12 protein-coding genes, 1 tRNA gene and 1 pseudogene are annotated in these 19,823 nt (G+C 71.5%); 11 read left to right on the forward strand and 3 right to left on the reverse strand.

Annotation, left to right across the window (positions count from 1 at the left end; genetic code table 11):
• Positions 1-38: 38 nt before the first annotated feature.
• The 9 genes and pseudogenes from AB0C59_RS09255 to AB0C59_RS09295 all read left to right on the forward strand — a co-directional run bounded on the left by AB0C59_RS09255 (position 39) and on the right by AB0C59_RS09295 (position 16,717).
• A complete protein-coding gene (locus tag AB0C59_RS09255) occupies positions 39-2,441 on the forward strand; it encodes a sodium-translocating pyrophosphatase (protein WP_363002221.1) in 2,403 nt (800 codons plus the stop codon).
• 230 nt (positions 2,442-2,671) lie between these two features.
• On the forward strand, positions 2,672-3,328 hold the full coding sequence (locus tag AB0C59_RS09260) for a small secreted protein (protein ID WP_363002223.1): 657 nt from the start codon (positions 2,672-2,674) through the stop codon (positions 3,326-3,328).
• 195 nt (positions 3,329-3,523) lie between these two features.
• On the forward strand, positions 3,524-5,068 hold the full coding sequence (locus tag AB0C59_RS09265; protein ID WP_363002225.1) for a class I SAM-dependent methyltransferase: 1,545 nt from the start codon (positions 3,524-3,526) through the stop codon (positions 5,066-5,068).
• 723 nt (positions 5,069-5,791) lie between these two features.
• On the forward strand, positions 5,792-8,635 hold the full coding sequence (gene topA, locus AB0C59_RS09270) for a type I DNA topoisomerase (RefSeq protein ID WP_363002227.1): 2,844 nt from the start codon (positions 5,792-5,794) through the stop codon (positions 8,633-8,635).
• 266 nt (positions 8,636-8,901) lie between these two features.
• Positions 8,902-12,243 carry a dTMP kinase gene (gene tmk, locus AB0C59_RS09275; protein WP_363002229.1) on the forward strand — a complete coding sequence of 1,114 codons (3,342 nt, stop codon included), beginning with the start codon at positions 8,902-8,904 and terminating at the stop codon, positions 12,241-12,243.
• Positions 12,244-12,445: 202 nt separating this feature from the next.
• Positions 12,446-13,651, forward strand: a complete 1,206-nt coding sequence (locus tag AB0C59_RS09280) for a DNA polymerase III subunit delta' (RefSeq protein ID WP_363002231.1) — start codon at positions 12,446-12,448, stop codon at positions 13,649-13,651.
• A gap of 117 nt (positions 13,652-13,768) precedes the next feature.
• Positions 13,769-15,367, forward strand: a complete 1,599-nt coding sequence (locus tag AB0C59_RS09285; RefSeq protein ID WP_363002233.1) for an alpha/beta hydrolase — start codon at positions 13,769-13,771, stop codon at positions 15,365-15,367.
• A 95-nt stretch (positions 15,368-15,462) separates the two neighbouring features.
• A tRNA-Thr gene (locus AB0C59_RS09290) sits at positions 15,463-15,536 on the forward strand.
• Positions 15,537-15,826: 290 nt separating this feature from the next.
• A pseudogene (locus AB0C59_RS09295) lies at positions 15,827-16,717 on the forward strand (hypothetical protein).
• 71 nt (positions 16,718-16,788) lie between these two features.
• Here the strand turns inward: AB0C59_RS09295 and AB0C59_RS09300 are convergent.
• Complete coding sequence (locus AB0C59_RS09300; protein ID WP_363002235.1) at positions 16,789-17,202, reverse strand: NUDIX hydrolase; 414 nt, start codon at positions 17,200-17,202, stop codon at positions 16,789-16,791.
• A gap of 198 nt (positions 17,203-17,400) precedes the next feature.
• Here AB0C59_RS09300 and AB0C59_RS09305 point away from each other — a divergent pair, with 198 nt between their 5' ends.
• Positions 17,401-17,931 carry a TetR family transcriptional regulator gene (locus tag AB0C59_RS09305; protein ID WP_363002237.1) on the forward strand — a complete coding sequence of 177 codons (531 nt, stop codon included), beginning with the start codon at positions 17,401-17,403 and terminating at the stop codon, positions 17,929-17,931.
• Positions 17,932-18,025: 94 nt separating this feature from the next.
• On the opposite strand, the gene AB0C59_RS09310 is transcribed toward AB0C59_RS09305, so the two are convergent.
• A complete protein-coding gene (locus tag AB0C59_RS09310) occupies positions 18,026-18,166 on the reverse strand; it encodes a hypothetical protein (RefSeq protein WP_363002239.1) in 141 nt (46 codons plus the stop codon).
• Positions 18,167-18,200: 34 nt separating this feature from the next.
• Here AB0C59_RS09310 and AB0C59_RS09315 point away from each other — a divergent pair, with 34 nt between their 5' ends.
• A complete protein-coding gene (locus AB0C59_RS09315) occupies positions 18,201-18,956 on the forward strand; it encodes an alpha/beta hydrolase (protein WP_363002241.1) in 756 nt (251 codons plus the stop codon).
• Between the two features lie 83 nt (positions 18,957-19,039).
• Here AB0C59_RS09315 and AB0C59_RS09320 read toward each other — a convergent pair whose 3' ends face one another.
• Positions 19,040-19,627 (reverse strand): class IV adenylate cyclase, encoded by a 588-nt coding sequence (locus tag AB0C59_RS09320; RefSeq protein ID WP_363002243.1) that lies wholly within the window; start codon positions 19,625-19,627, stop codon positions 19,040-19,042.
• Between the last annotated feature and the right edge of the window lie 196 nt (positions 19,628-19,823).

A 19,823-nucleotide genomic window follows, 5' to 3' on the forward strand; every position in this document is an offset into this window, starting at 1 on the left:
CCACATCTTGAGCTCAGCCCAAGCGTCAAGGAGGACGAATGGCGGGGCTTTCTACCCCTCAGCAGTTTGATCACCCCACCTCTCTCGCAGCCGCAGTACTGACCGACAGCAACCGCCTGATCGTGGTGGTCATCGGTGCTGTCGCCCTGGCGGCCCTTGTGGTCGCCGGGATCCTGGTGCGCCAGGTGCTCGCGGCGGGCGAGGGAACCGACAGCATGAAGAAGATCGCGGCGGCGGTCCAGGAAGGCGCGAACGCCTATCTGGCCCGGCAGCTACGGACCCTCGGCGTATTCGCCGTGGTCGTGTTCTTCCTGCTGTTGCTGTTGCCCGCGGACGACTGGAGTCAGCGCGCCGGACGATCGGTGTTCTTCCTGATCGGCGCGGTGTTCTCGGCGGCCACCGGCTATATCGGCATGTGGCTCGCCGTGCGAAGCAATGTGCGGGTCGCCGCAGCGGCACGCGAGGCGACCCCGGCGAAGGGTGAGGCGGAAAAGGACCTCACCACTGTTTCGCACAAGGCAATGAAGATCGCGTTCCGCACGGGCGGCGTCGTAGGCATGTTCACGGTGGGGCTCGGCCTGCTGGGCGCCTCCTGCGTAGTGCTGGTGTACGCGGCGGACGCGCCGAAGGTCCTGGAGGGCTTCGGCCTGGGCGCGGCGCTCATCGCCATGTTCATGCGTGTCGGAGGCGGCATCTTCACCAAGGCCGCCGACGTCGGCGCCGACCTGGTCGGCAAGGTCGAGCAGGGCATTCCGGAGGACGATCCGCGCAATGCCGCGACCATCGCCGACAATGTGGGCGACAACGTCGGCGACTGCGCGGGCATGGCGGCCGACCTCTTCGAGTCGTACGCCGTGACGCTGGTCGCCGCGCTGATCCTCGGCAAGGCTGCCTTCGGCAACTCGGGCCTGGCGTTTCCGCTGATCGTGCCGGCCATCGGCGTCGTGACCGCGATGATCGGCATCTTCGCCGTGGCGCCGCGCCGCTCCGACCGCAGCGGCATGTCCGCGATCAACCGGGGCTTCTTCATCTCCGCGGTGATCTCGCTGGCCCTGGTCGCGGTGGCCGTCTACACCTATCTGCCGTCGACGTACGCCGGTCTCAAGGGCATCTCCGACGCGGCCGTCCGCGCCAAGGACGGGGACCCGCGGATCCTCGCGCTGGTCGCGGTGGCCATCGGCATCGTGCTCGCCGCCGTGATCCAGCAGCTCACCGGCTATTTCACCGAGACCACCCGGCGCCCGGTGCGGGACATCGGCAAGACCTCGCTGACGGGCCCCGCCACGGTGGTGCTCGCCGGTATCTCCGTCGGTCTGGAATCGGCCGTCTACACCGCGCTGCTGATCGGGCTCGCCGTGTACGGAGCGTTCCTGCTCGGCGGTACGTCGATCATGCTCGCGCTGTTCGCGGTGGCGCTGGCCGGCACGGGTCTGCTCACCACGGTCGGCGTCATCGTCGCCATGGACACCTTCGGTCCGGTCTCCGACAACGCGCAGGGCATCGCCGAGATGTCCGGTGACGTCGAGGGCGCCGGCGCCCGGGTGCTCACCGACCTGGACGCGGTGGGCAACACCACCAAGGCGATCACCAAGGGCATCGCCATCGCCACCGCCGTCCTCGCCGCCTCGGCGCTGTTCGGCTCGTACCGCGACGCGATCACCACCGCGGCGCAGGACGTGGGCGAGAAGGTGGGCGACGGCGGGCCGATGAGTCTGGTCATGGACATCTCCCAGCCCAACAACCTGGTCGGCCTCATCGTGGGCGCGGCGGTCGTCTTCCTCTTCTCGGGGCTGGCGATCAACGCGGTGTCGCGGTCGGCGGGGGCGGTGGTCTACGAGGTGCGCCGGCAGTTCCGTGAGAAGCCGGGGATCATGAATTTCACGGAGACACCGGAGTACGGCAAGGTCGTCGACATCTGCACCAAGGACGCCCTGAGGGAGCTGGCCACCCCGGGTCTGCTCGCCGTGTTGGCGCCCATCGCCCTGGGCTTCACGCTCGGCGTCGGCGCGCTCGGCGCCTATCTCGCGGGGGCGATCGGCACCGGCACGTTGATGGCGGTCTTCCTCGCCAACTCCGGTGGTGCCTGGGACAACGCCAAGAAGCTCGTCGAGGACGGCCACCACGGCGGCAAGGGCAGTGAGGCACATGCCGCGACGGTGATCGGCGACACCGTCGGTGACCCCTTCAAGGACACGGCGGGCCCGGCGATCAACCCGCTGCTGAAGGTGATGAACCTGGTGTCGCTGCTCATCGCGCCCGCGGTGATCAAGTTCTCGTACGGCAGCGACAAGAGCCTGGCCGTGCGGATCGTGATCGCGGTGCTCGCGATCGCCGTGATCGTGTTCTCGGTGTACGTGTCCAAGCGGCGCGGTATCGCCGTGGGTGACGAAGACAACGCCGAGCGGGTGTCCAAGTCCGCTGATCCGGCGGTGGTTTCGTAGCCGGTTCCCCGGCACCCGCTGATCCGCCAGGTCAGGCACGGATCGAAGGGCGGGCGCGCGGCAGCTCGCAGAGCGCCGCGCGCCCGCCCTTTCCGCGTGCGTGTCCGTGCCCGCATCGCTCTTCGTGACCCTTGTCTCTCTTGGTGTAAATGCATGCGAATGCCACCAAAAGGGAAAGGTGGTGCTCGGGTGTCGCCCGGTCGCCGTGTATGTTCCGGGGCCGAAGAGCCATGGAAGGGACCGATCCGGTGAACAAGAAGCTCGGAGCCGCACTGTCGGGCGGTGCGGTACTGGTACTGGCGCTGTCGGGATGCAGCAGCAGCGACAAGGGCAGCTCCGCCGAGGACAAGCTGGGCCCGTGGGCCAAGCAGGTCTGCGTCGCCATGCAGCCGCAGACCGAGAAGATCAAGGCCGCCAGCGCCGCCATCGGGAACGAGACGTCGCAGGACACCCCGCCGGAGCGCGTCCAGAAGGCCGACGCGCAGGCGTTCCAGGACATGTCCGACGCGTACAAGGCGATCGGCACGGCTGTCCAGAAGGCGGGGACTCCTGAGGTCGAGGGCGGCGCGACCCGCCAGAAGAACGTGGTGGCGGGGCTCAACGGCGTCTCCGCGTCCTTCGTGGACCTGAAGAAGCAGGTGAACGCGCTCGACACCAAGGACCAGACGAAGTTCGCCGCGGGCCTCAACGACCTCTCGGCGCAGTACACCAAGGTGGTCGGCCGCGCGCGGGACGTCCTGAACGAGCTCCAGGCAGGCGACGTCGGCAAGGCGATGACGCAGCAGGAGAGCTGCAAGCCCGCTCCGGCCTCCGCCACCCCCTCTGCCGCGCCCTCCGCCGGTCAGTCCTCGCCCGCTCCGTCCGCCACGGCGTCCAAGAGCGGCTGAACCGCCACCGCGTCCACGGTCGGCCGACCCGCGTCGCACCCCAGGTCGGTCGGCCGGCGTCGCGCCCGGGATCGGCCGGCCGAGGCCGTGCCCGAGGTCGGCTGACCGGCGCCGTGTCCGAGCCGGGCGACCCGGCGCCGTGTCCAGTGCCGTCGGATCGGCGCGTCGAACGCGTGCCCGCGCCACAATGGGGGCGTGAGTAACTCCAGTGCGGGCACGCTGCCCTCCACCGACCGTACCGACGTCACCGCGCGGCTGCGCGAGGCCCTGCTCGCGGCCTCCTTCACCGCCGACGGGCTCCTCGACCTGCTCGGGGCACCGGCGTACGCGGCGCTCGCGCGGAGCGAGACCGTGCCCGCGCTCCGGGCGACACGCGGCGACACGCCGCTGGAGACGCTCGTACGACTGTTCCTCCTGCAACAGCCCGTGCCGCACGCGCGCGTGACGGATGTCCTGCCCGTCGACGCGTGCGTGGAGGCCGGCTGGCTGCTGCGCACCGGCGGGGACGAACTCGCCGCGACCGTGGACGTACGGCCGTACGGGGGACCGGAGGGCGAGGACTGGTTCATCGTCTCCGACCTGGGCTGCGCGGTCGGCGGTGCCGGCGGTGTCTCCGGTCGCGGCGGCACCGCGGACGCGGAGGTGGTCCTCGGCGTCGGCGGCGCCTCCACCACGCTCGCCGGGATCACCGTGCGGACCCCCGTCGCCGCCGCCCTCGACCTCGGCACGGGCTCCGGCATCCAGGCACTGCATGCCGCCCGGCACGCCACCCGCGTGACCGCGACGGACGTCAACCCGCGTGCCCTGCACATCACCGCGCTCACCCTCGCCCTGTCCGGGGCGCCGGCCGCGGATCTGCGCCAGGGTTCACTCTTCGAGCCGATCCGGGACGACGAGTCGTACGACCTGATCGTCTCCAACCCGCCCTTCGTCATCTCGCCCGGCGCGCGGCTCACCTACCGCGACGGCGGAATGGGCGGGGACGATCTGTGCCGCACGCTCGTCCAGCAGTCGGGGGAGCGGCTGAACGAGGGCGGGTTCGCGCAGTTCCTCGCCAACTGGCAGCACGTGGAGGGGGAGGACTGGCAGGACCGGCTGCGTTCCTGGGTGCCGCGCGGCTGTGACGCCTGGATCGTGCAGCGCGAGGTCCAGGACGTGACGCAGTACGCCGAGTTGTGGCTGCGGGACGCGGGCGATCACCGCGGTGGATCGGCCGACTACCAGGCGCGGTACGACGCGTGGCTCGACGAGTTCGAGGAGCGCAAGGTGCGGGCGGTCGGCTTCGGCTGGATCGCGATGCGCAGGACGGACGCCGCGGAGCCGTCCATCACGGTCGAGGAGTGGCCGCACCCGGTCGAACAGCCGCTCGGGGACACGGTGCGTGCCCACTTCGACCGGGTCGACTACCTCCGGGCGCACGACGACGCGTCCCTGCTCGCCGGGCACTTCACCCTCGCCGCCGAGGTCGTCCAGGAGCAGGTCGGGCTGCCGGGCGCCGAGGACCCGGAGCATGTCGTGCTGCGCCAGAACCGCGGCATGCGCAGGGCCACCAGGGTGGACACCGTCGGCGCGGGCTTCGCCGGGGTCTGCGACGGCACGCTGAGCGCGGGACGGATCCTCGACGCGATCGCCCAGCTGGTCGGCGAGGACCCCGTGGCGCTGCGCGATCGGACACCGGCGCAGATCAGGCTGCTGGTCGAACAGGGCTTCCTGGAGCCCGCGCGGCCGCGAGGCGCGTGACGGGCGGACAGCGGACCGGCGGACCGGAGGAGGAGCGGAGGGGCGGACGGCAGACGGGCGCCCGGGCAGGTAGGAGGCCCGGCTCGCCTCGGACGCCTCGGACGCCCCGGACGAGGCGGACTAGCCGGACGAGCCGGGCAACAGTGGCGTGTCGGCTACAGGAAGGGAATCCGGTCAACAACGCGACGACAGCCGTGCCCGCCGCTGTCGCTGAAGCTGTGGCCGTCGCCATGCCCGTCGCCGTGCTCGCGGCCGCCGAGTCCCTCACGGCCGTCGACCCCCTCGCCGCGGGACGGGCGTGCCCCTGCCACGAGGGGCGTGGCCCGTGGCGAGAGGCCGTGCCCGACGCCCGGGAACGCATGATCCGTGTCGGGAAGGGTGTGAACCGTGTCGCATCCGCCATCCCCGACGGCCTCGCCCGACGATCCGCCCCCGCCGCCACGGCAGGGTGCCTCGTCCGCCGGTGAGAGCACGCTTGACGCCCTGACGCCGCCCGGCCCCCGGTAACCGGGAGGTCACCCTCCGGATGGGCCTCGGATGGCCGCTCACCACTCCGGGCGGCAGGAATGCCGGTAGTCGGGTTACCGTTCGAGTGGCCGTTGCGGGCTTTTCCCGTTTGACACGGGGGCGGGATGTACCGTCACACTCCGCAGCGTCACCATGACCTGACCCCGGGGCCAAGGCTCAGGGAGAGGCCCCAGTCGACCGGAGAGAAGAGCGAAGTTGTCCCCGACCAGCGAGACCGCAGAGGGCGGCCGCCGACTCGTCATCGTCGAGTCGCCTGCCAAGGCGAAGACGATCAAGGGCTACCTCGGCCCCGGCTACATCGTCGAGGCGAGCGTCGGGCACATCCGCGACCTTCCGAACGGCGCCGCGGAGGTGCCCGAGAAGTACACCGGTGAGGTGCGGCGCCTCGGCGTCGACGTCGAGCACGACTTCCAGCCGATCTACGTCGTCAACGCGGACAAGAAGGCTCAGGTCAAGAAGCTCAAGGATCTGCTGCGCGAGTCCGACGAACTCTTCCTCGCCACCGATGAGGACCGCGAGGGCGAGGCCATCGCCTGGCACCTCCAGGAGGTGCTGAAGCCGAAGGTCCCGGTCAAGCGGATGGTGTTCCACGAGATCACCAAGGACGCGATCCAGCAGGCCGTACGCAACCCCCGCGAGCTGAACCAGAAGCTGGTCGACGCCCAGGAGACCCGCCGCATCCTCGACCGCCTCTACGGCTACGAGGTCTCGCCCGTGCTGTGGAAGAAGGTCATGCCGCGGCTGTCGGCGGGCCGCGTCCAGTCCGTGGCGACCCGGCTCGTCGTGGAGCGGGAGCGGGAGCGCATCGCGTTCCGCTCCGCCTCGTACTGGGACCTGACCGGCACCTTCGCCACGGGCCGCGCCGGCGACGCCTCCGACCCGTCGTCGCTGGTGGCGCGGCTCACGAACGTCGACGGCAAGCGCGTCGCGCAGGGCCGTGACTTCGACTCCCTCGGACAGCTGAAGAGCGCCAACACGCTCCACCTCGACGAGCAGAACGCCCGCGCGCTCGCCGCCGCCCTGGAGAACACCCGGTTCTCGGTGCGCTCGGTCGAGTCCAAGCCCTACCGGCGTTCGCCCTACGCGCCCTTCCGTACGACGACGATGCAGCAGGAGGCCAGCCGCAAGCTCGGCTTCGGCGCGAAGGCCACCATGCAGGTCGCGCAGAAGCTGTACGAGAACGGCTTCATCACGTACATGCGTACGGACTCCACGACCCTGTCGGACACGGCGATCTCCGCCGCCCGTGCCCAGGTCACCCAGCTGTACGGCGCGAACTACCTCCCCGAGAAGCCGCGCACCTACGCCGGCAAGGTCAAGAACGCCCAGGAGGCGCACGAGGCGATCCGGCCCTCGGGTGACCGCTTCCGCACCCCCGCCGAGACCGGGCTGACCGGCGACCAGTTCAGGCTGTACGAGCTGATCTGGATGCGGACGGTCGCGTCCCAGATGAAGGACGCCACCGGTAACTCCGTCACGGTCAAGATCGCCGGTACGGCGGCCGACGGACGGGACGCCGAGTTCAGCGCGTCCGGCAAGACCATCACCTTCCACGGCTTCCTGAAGGCGTACGTCGAGGGCGCCGACGACCCGAACGCCGAGCTCGACGACCGCGAGCGCCGGCTGCCGCAGGTCGGCGAGGGCGACGCGCTGAGCGCCGAGGAGATCACCGCCGACGGTCACGCGACCAAGCCGCCGGCCCGCTACACCGAGGCGTCGCTGGTCAAGGAGCTCGAAGAGCGCGAGATCGGCCGCCCGTCGACGTACGCGTCGATCATCGGCACGATCCTCGACCGCGGCTATGTCTTCAAGAAGGGCACCGCCCTGGTGCCGTCCTTCCTGTCCTTCGCCGTGGTCAACCTCCTGGAGAAGCACTTCGGCCGACTGGTCGACTACGACTTCACCGCCAAGATGGAGGACGACCTCGACCGCATCGCCCGCGGCGAGGCCAGGGCGGTGCCGTGGCTGAAGCGCTTCTACTTCGGCGAGGGCACCGGCGAGGGCGGCGCCGCGGACGCCGGGAACGGCGACGGGGACCACCTCGGCGGCCTCAAGGAACTGGTGACCGACCTGGGCGCGATCGACGCGCGCGAGGTGTCGTCGTTCCCCGTGGGCAACGACATCGTGCTGCGGGTCGGCCGCTACGGCCCGTACATCGAGCGCGGCGAGAAGGACACCGAGCAGCACCAGCGCGCCGACATCCCCGACGACATGGCGCCGGACGAGCTGTCCGTGGATCTGGCCGAGGAACTCCTCGCCAAGCCCAGCGGCGAGCGCGCGCTGGGCACCGACCCGGACACGCAGCGGCCGATCGTCGCCAAGGACGGCCGCTACGGGCCGTACGTCACGGAGATCCTCCCCGAGGGCACGCCGAAGACGGGCAAGAACGCCGTCAAGCCGCGCACGGCCTCGCTGTTCAAGTCGATGACCCTGGACACGGTGACCCTCGAGGACGCGCTGCAGCTGATGTCCCTGCCGCGTGTCGTCGGCGCGGACGCGGAAGGCGTGGAGATCACCGCGCAGAACGGCCGCTACGGCCCGTATCTGAAGAAGGGCACGGACTCGCGTTCGCTGCAGTCCGAGGATCAGCTCTTCACGATCACGCTGGAGGAGGCGCTGGCGATCTACGCCCAGCCCAAGCAGCGTGGCCGCGCCGCCGCCAAGCCGCCGCTGAAGGAGCTGGGCGAGGACCCGGTCAGCCAGAAGCCGGTCGTCGTCAAGGACGGGCGCTTCGGACCGTACGTCACCGATGGCGAGACCAACGCGACGCTCCGCTCCGATGACAGCGTCGAGACGATCACGCCCGAACGCGGCTTCGAACTGCTCGCGGAGAAGCGTGCCAAGGGGCCCGCCAAGAAGACGGCGAAGAAGACCGTCACCAAGAAGGCCGCGGCAAAGAAGGCACCGGCCAAGAAGACGGCGACGGCCGCCAAGAAGACGACGGCCAAGAAGACGACCGCGGCGAAGAAGACCGCCACGGCGAAGAAGACGGCCGCCGCGAAGACGGCGTCACCGGCCGCGGACGCGGGCGAGAGCTGAGGCTCGGCAGCAGCCGCGGTGTCCGGGAGCACCCGGGCGCCCCGGGGCCCCAGGTCCCGGGTACGGGGATTTCGTGACGGTCCCGTGGCCGGGGCGCGAGGGTCCCGTGCGGCCTCCGTGGTCGGCTCCACCGGCGCCACGCCCGGCCCGTGAACGCTTCACGATCACTTTGCGAAGTCGCACGCCCCTCCCTCACCTCGAGGGAGGGGCGTGCGCGTGTTCGGACGCCGCCGCGTGCTGTCGGTGGCTGCCGATAGGCTGAACGCATGACGCGAGCCGAGCAGCCAACGGCCCACACCCCGGCCCCCGACGAAGCCCTGGTCGCGGACTCCCGCGAACGAGCCGTCCGCGCCCTGCTGCGCGAGCCGCAGCTGAAGCGCCTGTGGAGCGCGCAGCTCGTGGGGAGCGCAGGCGATTTCCTTGCCCTGCTGGTCCTGGTGGCATTGACCCTCCAGGCAGCCATCGCCGAGGGCTCCTTCGGCGGCGGCTATCGCGGCGTGGCCTTCGCCGTCGCGGCCGTCTTCGGCGCGAGGATCCTCGCCACCCTGCTCTTCGGGGCCGTCCTGCTCGGCCCCCTGGGCGCACTGACATCCCAGGAGGGGCCGCTCGACCGCCGCTGGACCATGACGGTCGCGGACGGCCTGCGAGCGATCCTGCTGATCGTCGCCCCCCTCTGGATCGACTGGGTCCCGACCGGCGCACTCGCCTATCTGCTGGTCACCGCGTTCGTGACCGGTGTCGCCGAGCGCTTGTGGACGGTGTGCCGTGAGAGCGCGGCGCCCGCCCTGCTGCCCGCACCGCCCCTGGAGGGCGCGACGGTACGGCCGCTCCCGGACCACATGGACGCCCTGCGACGCCTGTCGCTGCGTACGGGATTCGCGGCGGTGCCCCTGGCCGCGGCCGGACTCGTCGCGGTATCGCTGGTGAACAACCTGCTGGGCACCGGCATCGCCTGGTTCGACCAGCACCAGGTGGCCCTGGCCTCGTATGTCGCGGCCGGACTCTTCGCGGCCTCCCTGTCGGTGGTCACCTCGCTCGAACTTCCCGCCACCCGCACGCCCCGCGCGCGCTCCCCGCTGGAGGGCCTGCGCCGGACCAGGACGGGTGCGGCCGCCGGCAAGGGCCGCACGGGAGCCATCCCGCTGCTGGTGCTCGCCTGCGCCGCCGTGGCCGGGGCGGTCTCGGGGGCCGTCGCGGTCTCCGTGCTCCAGGCCAAGGACCTGGGCGGTGGCCCGGTGCTGTTCGGCCTGCTCGTCCTGGCGCTGGCCGGCGGTGTCGCGGCCGGTATCCGTACGGCGCCCCGCATGCTGCCGTCGCTGTCGCGGCGTCGACTGCTCGCGCTGGCGATCGCCTTCACCGGGGTCGCGCTGCTGGCCGCGGGCCTGGTCCCGGACGTCACCAGCGTCCTGCTGATCACGGCGCTCGCGGGCATCGGCGCGGGAGTCGCCGCCAACACCGGGCACACCCTGCTGGACCAGGAGACCGAGGACCACCTGCGGCTGCGCACGACCGAGCATCTCCACGCGGTCGTACGGGTCGTCGTGGCCCTCGGCGCGCTGCTGGCGCCGGTGGTCGCCGGCGGCATCGGGCCGCACCGGCTGGAGAACGGCAGGTTCGTGTTCGCGCACGGAGGCGCCGCCTTCACGCTGATGCTGATGGGCGCGCTGCTGCTGCCCGTCGCGGCGCTGGTGCTCGCCAAGGTCGACGACCGGTCGGGCGTGCCGCTGCGGCACGATCTGCGCGACGCCCTGCGCGGCGGCGACGACCCGCTGCCGGTGTCCACGGCGAACGGATTCTTCATCGCGCTGGAAGGCGGCGACGGCGCCGGGAAGTCCACCCAGGCCGAGGCACTGGCCGAGTGGATCCGGAACAAGGGACACGAGGTCGTCCTGACGCGTGAGCCGGGCGCCACACCGGTCGGCAAGCGCCTGCGGTCGATCCTGCTCGACGTCTCCAGCGCCGGTCTGTCGCACCGCGCCGAGGCCCTGCTCTACGCGGCGGACCGCGCGGAGCACGTGGACACGGTCGTGCGCCCGGCCCTGGAGCGCGGCGCGGTGGTGATCTCGGACCGGTACATCGACTCCTCGGTCGCCTACCAGGGCGCGGGCCGCGATCTGTCCCCGACCGAGATCGCCCGCATCAACCGGTGGGCCACGGGCGGCCTCGTACCGCATCTGACGGTTCTGCTGGACGTGGCGCCGGAGACCGCGCGCGAGCGGTTCACGGAGGCGCCCGACCGGCTGGAGTCCGAGCCGGCCGAGTTCCACACGCGCGTACGGTCCGGGTTCCTCACCCTGGCCGCCGCCGACCCCGGGCGCTATCTGATCGTCGACGCGGGTCAGGAGCCCGAGACGGTCACGACCGCCGTCCGGCACCGGCTCGACCAGGTGCTGCCGCTGTCCGAGGCCGAGGTGAAGGCCCAGGAGGAGGCGCGCAGGAAGGCCGAGGAGGAGGCCCGGCGCAAGGCCGAGGAGGAAGCCGCGCGCAAGGCCGAGGAGGAGCGGCTGGAGCGCGAGCGGCAGGAGCAGCTCGCCAAGCTGCGCGCCGAGGAGGAGGAGCGCAAGCGGCGCGAGCTGGAGGAGGCCCAGCGTCGCGAGGCCGAGCGGCAGGCGGAGGAGGCCCGCCGGCGGACCGAGGAAGCCCATCGGCGTGCCGAGGAGGAGCGCGCGCGGCTGCTCGCCGAGGAGCAGGCGCGCGCCGCCGAGGAGACCCGGCGCAAGGCCGACGAGGAACGCCGGCGCAAGCAGGCCGAGGAGGAGGCCCGGCTGCGGGCCGAGGCCGAGGCGGCCCGTCTGGACAAGCAGCGCAAGGCCGAGGAGGCGTTGCTGCGGGCGGAGGACGCGCGCCGCAGCGCCGCCGAGGCGGCGGCCTCGGCGGCCCGGGCCGCCGCCGCCACCGCGTCGGCGTCCGTCGCCGGCGGCGGTTCGGGCCGGCCGCAGACTGCTTCCGCACCGGGTTCGAGGAACGGGGAGGGCACGGGGAGCACCGGCCCGGATCCCCGGGACTCGCGCAGCCCGCGGGACACCCGGGGTGCCCGAGGTCCCCGGGACCTCCCGGACAGCGAGATCACCGTCCCCACCCCGCTCGCGCACCCGGCGGACACGGCCGGTGCGGCGGACGACACCGCCGTGCTGCGGCCCGTGCGGGACGAGGAGAGCGACGGGGAGACCACGGCGACGCTGCCGAAGCCGCCCGAGCCCGAGGGCGCGGCGGACGAGACGGCGGTACTGCGCCGGTCGGAGCCGGGTGCCGCGGACGAGACCGCGGTCCTGCCGCCGGTGCGCGACACCCGTGCCGCGGACGAGACGGCCGTCCTGCCGCCGGTGCGCGACACGGGCGCCGATCGCTCGGCGGACCGGGTACCCCCCGGCTACTTCCGCGACGAGCGGCCCGCGGCCCGGCGGTCCGACGGGGACGAGGACCGCACGCGCGAGCTGCCCCAGATGGACGCGGAGGGCCGACCGCAGAGCCGCCCGCGTTCCGACTGGGCGGAGGAGACCCCGCTGGACGACCTCCCGACGCTGGCGGACGAACTGCTCGGCTCCCGGGACGAGGCGGGCTGGGACGAGGACTGGAACGACGACCGGGGACGCCGCCGGGGCCGTTGAGCCCCCGGTGTCCGGGAGTCCGCGAACCGCGGATCCCCACGGGCACGGGCGGGGCGGGGCGCGCGGACACCGCCCGCCCCGCCCCGCCCACGTTCTTGCCCGCGTTGTCAGTGGTGCCCCGCACAATGGATCGCGGTAGGACGACAGGGCCGCAGGGCGCCGTGGAGAAGCACGGCGGATACGACGGAAGGGCGGGTGTCCCGTGACGGTGTGGGACGACCTGGTGGGCCAGGAGAAGGTGAGCGAGCAGCTCGACGCGGCCGCCCGTGACGCCGATGCCCTGGTCACCGCGGCAGCCTCGGGCGCCGCGCCGCCCGAGGCGTCGAAGATGACGCATGCCTGGCTCTTCACGGGCCCGCCCGGCGCGGGGCGTACGCAGACGGCGCGCGCGTTCGCCGCGGCGCTGCAGTGCGTCAGCCCCGACCGCGCGCTCGGCGGTTCCCCCGGCTGCGGGTTCTGCGACGGCTGCCACACCGCCCTGGTGGGCACGCACGCGGACGTGACCACGGTCGCCGCCGTCGGCACGCAGATCCTGGCCGACGACATGCGTGACACGGTCCGCAAGTCGTTCACCTCACCGGCCAACGGCCGCTGGCAGGTGATCCTGGTCGAGGATGCCGAACGGCTGAACGAGAAGTCGGCCAACGCGGTCCTCAAGGCGGTCGAGGAGCCCGCTCCCCGCACGGTGTGGCTGCTGTGCGCGCCGTCCCTCGAGGATGTCCTGCCCACCATCCGCTCCCGCTGCCGCCACCTGAACCTCCGGACACCGTCCGTGGAGGCGGTCGCCGACATGCTCGTGCGGCGCGACGGCATCGAGCCGGTGACCGCCGCGGCCGCCGCCCGCGCCACCCAGGGCCATGTCGACCGCGCCCGACGGCTGGCGACGGACGAGCGCGCCCGCGCCCGCCGTGCAGCCGTGCTGAAGCTCCCGCTGCGGGTCGACGACATCGGCGGCTGCCTCAGAGTCGCCCAGGAACTGGTCGACGCGGCGACGGAGGACTCCAAGCAGCTCGCGGAGGAGATCGACGTCAAGGAGACCGAGGAGCTGAAGGCGGCGCTCGGCGCGGCGCAGGGAGGCCGGATGCCCCGTGGCACGGCGGGCGTGATGAAGGACCTGGAGGACAGGCAGAAGCGCCGCAGAACGCGCACGCAACGCGACAGTCTCGACCAGGCGCTCACCGATCTCACCGGCTTCTACCGCGACGTGCTCGCGCTCCAGCTCGGTTCCCGCGTGGCCCTTGCCAACACGGACACGGAGGACGCCCTGGAGCGTCTGTCGCGGGGGAGCACCCCCGAGTCCACCCTCCGCCGTATCGAGGCGATCGCCGCGTGCCGGGACGCCCTGGACCGCAATGTGGCGCCGCTGCTGGCGGTGGAGGCGATGACGATGGCGCTGCGGACGGGGTGACGCGGACCGGCTCGCCCACCGCCGGGTACAACAGGCGGCGGATTGACGCTGTCACTCGTACGAGGCGCCCGCGCCACCTTTCGTGATCGTGCGGTCGCCCAGGGTTACGCTCGCAAGATGCACATCAGGCGCCTCAGCGGACCGTCCCGCCCCCTGCCCTCCCCACTCCGCCCTCGGACCATGACGCGGACGGGCGGCGCGCTGCTGGCCGCCGCCGCGTTGCTCGTCTCGGCCTGCTCGGCGGGAAGTTCGGCGACATCGGCCGCGATGGCGCTGCCGGGGTCCGCCGCGCAGCGCGTGCCGGCCTCCTACTACGCGCAGAGGCTGACCTGGCACGGCTGCCAGGTCACCGGCTTCGAGTGCGCGACGATGAAGGCACCCCGCGACTACGCCGATCCGGGCGCGGGAGACGTCTCGCTCGCCGTGGCCCGCAAGAAGGCCACGAGCCCGGGCAAGAGGCTGGGCTCGCTGCTGGTGAACCCGGGAGGACCGGGCGGTTCGGCGGTCGACTACCTGGAGAAGTACGCCGGGACCGGCTACCCGGCCGAGCTGCGCGCCCGCTACGACATGGTCGCCGTGGACCCGCGCGGAGTGGCCCGCAGCGAGCCGGTCGAATGCCTGGACGGGCCCCGGATGGACTCGTTCACGCAGACGGACGTCACGCCCGACGACCAGCGGGAGACGGACCGACTGGTCGACGCGTACCGGCACTTCGCGGAGGGCTGCGGCCAGCACTCCGCGAACCTGCTGCGCCATGTCTCCACGGTCGAGGCGGCCCGCGACATGGACATCCTGCGGGCGGTACTGGGCGACCGGAAGCTGACCTACGTGGGGGCGTCGTACGGCACGTTCCTCGGGGCGACCTACGCGGACCTCTTCCCGCGACGGGTGGGTCGTCTGGTGCTGGACGGCGCCATGGACCCGTCGCTGTCCGCCCTGAGCCTCAACGAGGGGCAGACGGCCGGCTTCGAGACGGCGTTCCAGTCCTTCGCGAGGGACTGCGTCCGGCAGACGGGCTGCCCCCTCGGCGGCCGCGGCACCTCGCCCGCGAAGGTGGGCGTCAACCTCAAGGCGTTCTTCAGGAAACTGGACAGGTCCCCCCTCGCGACCGGCGACCCCAAGGGCCGCAGGCTCGGCGAGGCACTGGCCACGACCGGGGTGATCGCCGCGATGTACGACCAGACGGCCTGGCCCCGACTCCGGCAGGCGCTGACCCTGGCCATGAGCAAGCGCGACGGCGCCGGACTGCTGGCCCTGTCGGACAGCTACTACGAGCGCGACGCGAGCGGTAAGTACTCCAACCTGATGTTCGCGAACGCCGCCGTGAACTGCGTGGACCTCCCCCCGTCGTTCTCGACCCCGGAGGAGGTGAAGAGGGCGCTGCCGGCGTTCGAGAAGCTGTCCCCGGTGTTCGGGAAGGGCCTGGCATGGTCCGCGCTGAGCTGCGCGTACTGGCCGGTGCGGGCGACGGGTCACGCCCACCGCATCGCGGCGAACGGCGCCGCCCCGATCGTGGTGGTCGGCACGACCCGCGACCCGGCCACCCCCTACCCCTGGGCGCGTTCCCTGGCCTCCCAGCTCTCCTCGGGCCGACTCCTGACCTACGACGGCGACGGCCACACGGCGTTCGGTCGAGGCAGCAAGTGCATCGACACGGCCATCGACACCTACCTGCTGCGCGGGACACCCCCGGCGAAGGGAAAGCGCTGCTCATAGGCTCGCGAGCCGCTCCACGGGGGCGTGGTCGGAGCACCCCCGGAAACTGTGTAGACTTACCGACGTTGCTGGTCGCACCATAGTGCGATCAGCGCGCCGCCTTAGCTCAGATGGCCAGAGCAACGCACTCGTAATGCGTAGGTCTCGGGTTCGAATCCCGAAGGCGGCTCAGCCGAAACCCCAGGCCGGATTCATTCCGACCTGGGGTTTTTTGTTGCTCGGGGCCCGACCCGGCAATTGGCTGGGGTGCGTGACTTTGTGTGCGTGAGCGGAGCTGCTCAGAGACCTGCTTGTGGAGACCACGCCTCCGGCGCGAGCGATAGCCGGGCGCCACCCGTTGCGGCAGCGGGCTCCCTCGCTCCAGAGACTGCTGGGCGGCAGCCGGCTGGAGGATGCGCGCTGCTTGTTCGATTTATCGCTGGCGCTTTATAGGCCGCCCTGCGCTGCTGCGGTCGGGCTATGACGCTCACGGAGCCCGCCGGTAATGCGGTCGATCTGCGAGTGCAGCCGGTCGACAGGAATCTTGATCAGGTCGAGCGATCACTCCAGACACGGCTCGACCGGGACGCAGTGGTGCGCAAGCGTCGTTCCGTGGGTGCACGAACTGATCGAGACACCTGGGTGCGTATCGAGCGCCGACTCGTGGACAAGATCAGCGAACAGGGATGGAACGGCACCGAACGCGCTGCTCGCCTCGTAGGCGTCGTGCAGCCCAAGTGGCGAGCGGGCCTGGTGTGGCAGGACGCGGACGAGCCGGTCATGTGGCGTGCCGACGAGACGGAGCTCCTCCCCGGTCACCCCATCGGTACCGCCGTGCTGAGCGAAGACCCCGAACTCCCGGACGGATGATGGCGCGCGTTCAGTTCCTCGCTGGACGCTCTCGCCGCACAGCGGACGAGCCGCGTGGCCTCACCGGACTCCGAGACCATCACGCAGGCCCTCGTCGCCGAGACCATCCACACTGCGTTTCCCTGCTCCTTCGACACCACCGTTGAGCAGTGTGTGCCGGCCCATGCGGACCTGAACTGGGCCAACATGAGCGCGCCGACGTTCTCCCTCTTCGATTGGGAGGACTGGGGGAACGCGCCTCTCGGGTTGGATTCCGCGTCGCTGTGGGTGAGTTCGCTTGTCGTCCCGGCTCTTGCAGAGCGCGTGCTGCGGGAGCGGCGCGCAGATTTCGCGAGCCGGGACGGCAAGCTGATGACGCTCTTCGTGTGCTCGAAGATCCTTGGCCCGAACGCTCACCCGCAGGACCCCCGGCTGGAGCCTGCGCAGCGAATGGCGGAGCAGATCGTTCAGAGCTGCCCCGGTCTGATGGAGGCAGGGAACCCTCAAGAGCGTCAGGCTTGATGGGGCGACAAGACTGACCCAGGTGAAGTCTGGGCAACCTCTCGTACTTCCCGACCATGGTTGAGGCTTGTCTACGAAGACAGGGCGTCGTCCAGGTACTCCTGTACCGGTTCGGACAACCCGTACGGCACGTACTCAGGGATGTCGCCGGGGGCGACCCAGGCAAGCTCGGCCAGCTCCTCAGCGTCGGCGACGTGAGCTGTACCGCCCAGCACCTGGCAAGCGGTGTACGACATGAGGCGGCCCGTCTTGGGGTGGACGCGCTCACCGAGCAGTTTGACCGCCTCCACGGTCAGCCCTGTCTCCTCCTGGGTCTCCCGTACTGCGGCGGACTCACGCTCCTCGCCGGCCTCGACCTCGCCGGCAGGGAACTGCCAGGAGAGCTGTCCCTCACTCACCCGGCGGCGGACCATGAGAACACGGCCTTCGTGAACGACGATGGCGGCGGCGATGCCCGGCCGCTCGTCCGTGGTCTGCTGCGTCACGTCTGCTCCTCCAGGGCGGCCAGGATGGCTGGGAAGATCGTATCGACGGAGATGAAGCGAGGCACCGCGCTTCTGGGCACCCACATCACGTCGACGTTCTCCGCTGTGTCGCTGTTCGTAGCTTCGCCGGCCAGGTACTCGCAGAGGAAGTACTCGCACAGGACGCCGGTCGCGGGGTGCAGGCGGTTCCCGAGATGCTTGCGTACCGCGCAGTGGACCCCCGTCTCGTCCAACGTCTCACGAACTTTCTCCGGCAAGGAAGACCTCATCCTCGCCTACCTGGCCCAGGCCGACCGGGCGATCCGCGGGCAGGTGGACGCCGCGGCCCGCGCGAGCGGGCGGGCGGCGGCCGACCGGGTCCGGGATGTCGGTCGGTCCATCGTCGAAGGCATCCGGCACCCCGGGTTCCGGGGATGCGCGTTCCTCAACGCGGCGGCCGAGTACCCCGACCCCGCCCACCCCGTCCACCTGGCGGTGCTCGCTCACCGGCGGTGGTTCCTGGACACCGTCACCGACCTGCTGGCGCAGACGAGCCACGCGCCCGCCGACGCCGCCGGCCGACAGTTCGTCATGCTCAGGGACGGTGCGATGGCGGCAGGCTGCCTCTTCGATCCGCAGCTCATCTCCGAGACGTTCCTGGACGGCGTCGAGGGAATCCTGCGGGCACGGACCGCACCTGGGTCCGCGTCGGACCCGGCCGTCCCTCCCGCTGCCCGGACGACCGCCTGAGGGTGCCGATGCCGTGCCCGCAGCGTGCCCTCCAGCAGCGTGCCGCGGTCCGGGGCGACGGCGGACGGGCCCGCCTCCTGGCATCCATGTGACATCAACTGCAGACGTCGGCCGGCCGCAGGAGTTCCAGCGGAGTGACGACACCGATCTCGCGCAGGAGACCGACCGGCTGGCGGCGGTCTCCGTCGCCTTCGCCCGTTCCCCCGTCGTCCAGACGGCTGTCACACTCCCTCATGTCCGCCATCCCTAACGGCCCGAGGAGCCCCTCCTTGCACATCACAGTCAGCCGCGACGTGCCCTACCTGAGCGGCGGCGCCGACCCACGGACGCTCGACGTCTACCGGCCGAGCCTGCCCGGTCCGCGTCCCACCGTGCTGCTGTGGCACGGCAGCGGCCGCGACGAGAAGCACGTCATGGCTCCGCTCGCCGACGCCGCGGCCGCCCTCGGCGTGACCGTCGTGGTCCCCGACTGGCGCCCCGACGCGAGTGACCGCGGCCGCGGCGACCTGCTCGGCTCCCTCCGTTATGTCCGCGAACACGCCGCTCTCCTGGAGACCAGTGGCCTGGTGCTGGCGGGCTGGTCGGCCGGCGCCGGTGCCGCCGTCGCCCTCGCGCTGACGTCCGAGGTTCCCGACGGCGGCCATCCGTCGGCTGTCGTCGGCATCGCCGGCCGTTACGACGTGCCGTCCCGCTCGACCGGCACCCCGCCGCTGACCAGCATCGGCAACGCGCCGGACCGCCCCGCCGTGCCCATCGGCCTCGTTCACGGCAGCGCCGACACCCTCATCCCCGTCGGCCACGCGACCGAGTTCCTGGCCGCCCTCCACCGTGCCGGCCACCCGGCCCGGCTCGACACGCTCGACACCGACCACGCCGGCGTCGTGATGACCGAGTACGACCCCGCCGCAGGCTTCTGCGTACCCGCCGTCTCCCCTCGGGTCCAGGATGCGGGCCACCGGACAGCCCGCATCCTGGCGCAGGCCGCCGCTGCCGCCGCACCAGGCGCTCCGGCCACCACGCCTTAAGGCCTCACCCACGCGCGGCAGGGCGTCCTTCGGCAGGCGGGAACTTAGTCGGCTTGTGGACCCCTGTGCGTTCGCCTCCGTGATCAAAGGGCCTGGGTCGCAGGTGAAGCGTCCTCCTGCTTCGCGCTGGTGGAGAACAGGAGGGTGGGTTCGGCGAGGATGTCGCGGCCGGACTCACTCTTGTAGATCTCGTCGACGCTGCCGAACCGGGCCTCGGAGTAGTCGAGGTCCAGCAGCGCGGCGGCGTGCCGCACCGACGCCTCGTCCGGTCCCTCGATCTCCAGGAAGGTCGGAAGGCCGGGCCAGGTGTCGAAGTCGAAGGCGACCTCGCCCAGGCGCCACTCCTCGCGGTAGTTCTCCTGGTAGCGCACCTCGGTGAGGCCGACCCGGCGCAGGATGTCGGCCATCGCGTCCAGGTCGGTGACCTCGGTCTCGATCTCCTTGGTGCCGTTGATCGCCGTGGCGTCGGTGACCTGCTTGAGCGTGAGCGTCGAGCGGGTGCCCTCGTCACGCAGGCGGATCCAGGCTCCGCTGTCCAGGGAGTCGTTCTCGAAGATCTTGCGGGTGAGGAGCGTGCGGGGGAACGCCTGGACGGCGCCGAGGGCGATCAGTTCGGCCTGGAGGCCAGCAGCATCGACGGCCAGGAACTTCGCCTCGTACTCGTGCTTCATGGGTCCCTCTCTCGACGGGCGTCATGAACTCCGCACCGAACACACCGCCGGGCGAGCCAGGCGCTGCATGCGGTCGACGAACTCGGCCAGCGGGCGGCGGTGGTTGGCACTGTAGTGCCACGGGCAGCTCGTCCGGACTGCCTCGCACTGCGGGCCCAGGGGTCTGGCGGTCCGAGGGGGCGGCGAGGCAAGGCTG

The organism is Streptomyces sp. NPDC048664, from assembly GCF_040650555.1.
Taxonomy (GTDB): domain Bacteria; phylum Actinomycetota; class Actinomycetes; order Streptomycetales; family Streptomycetaceae; genus Streptomyces.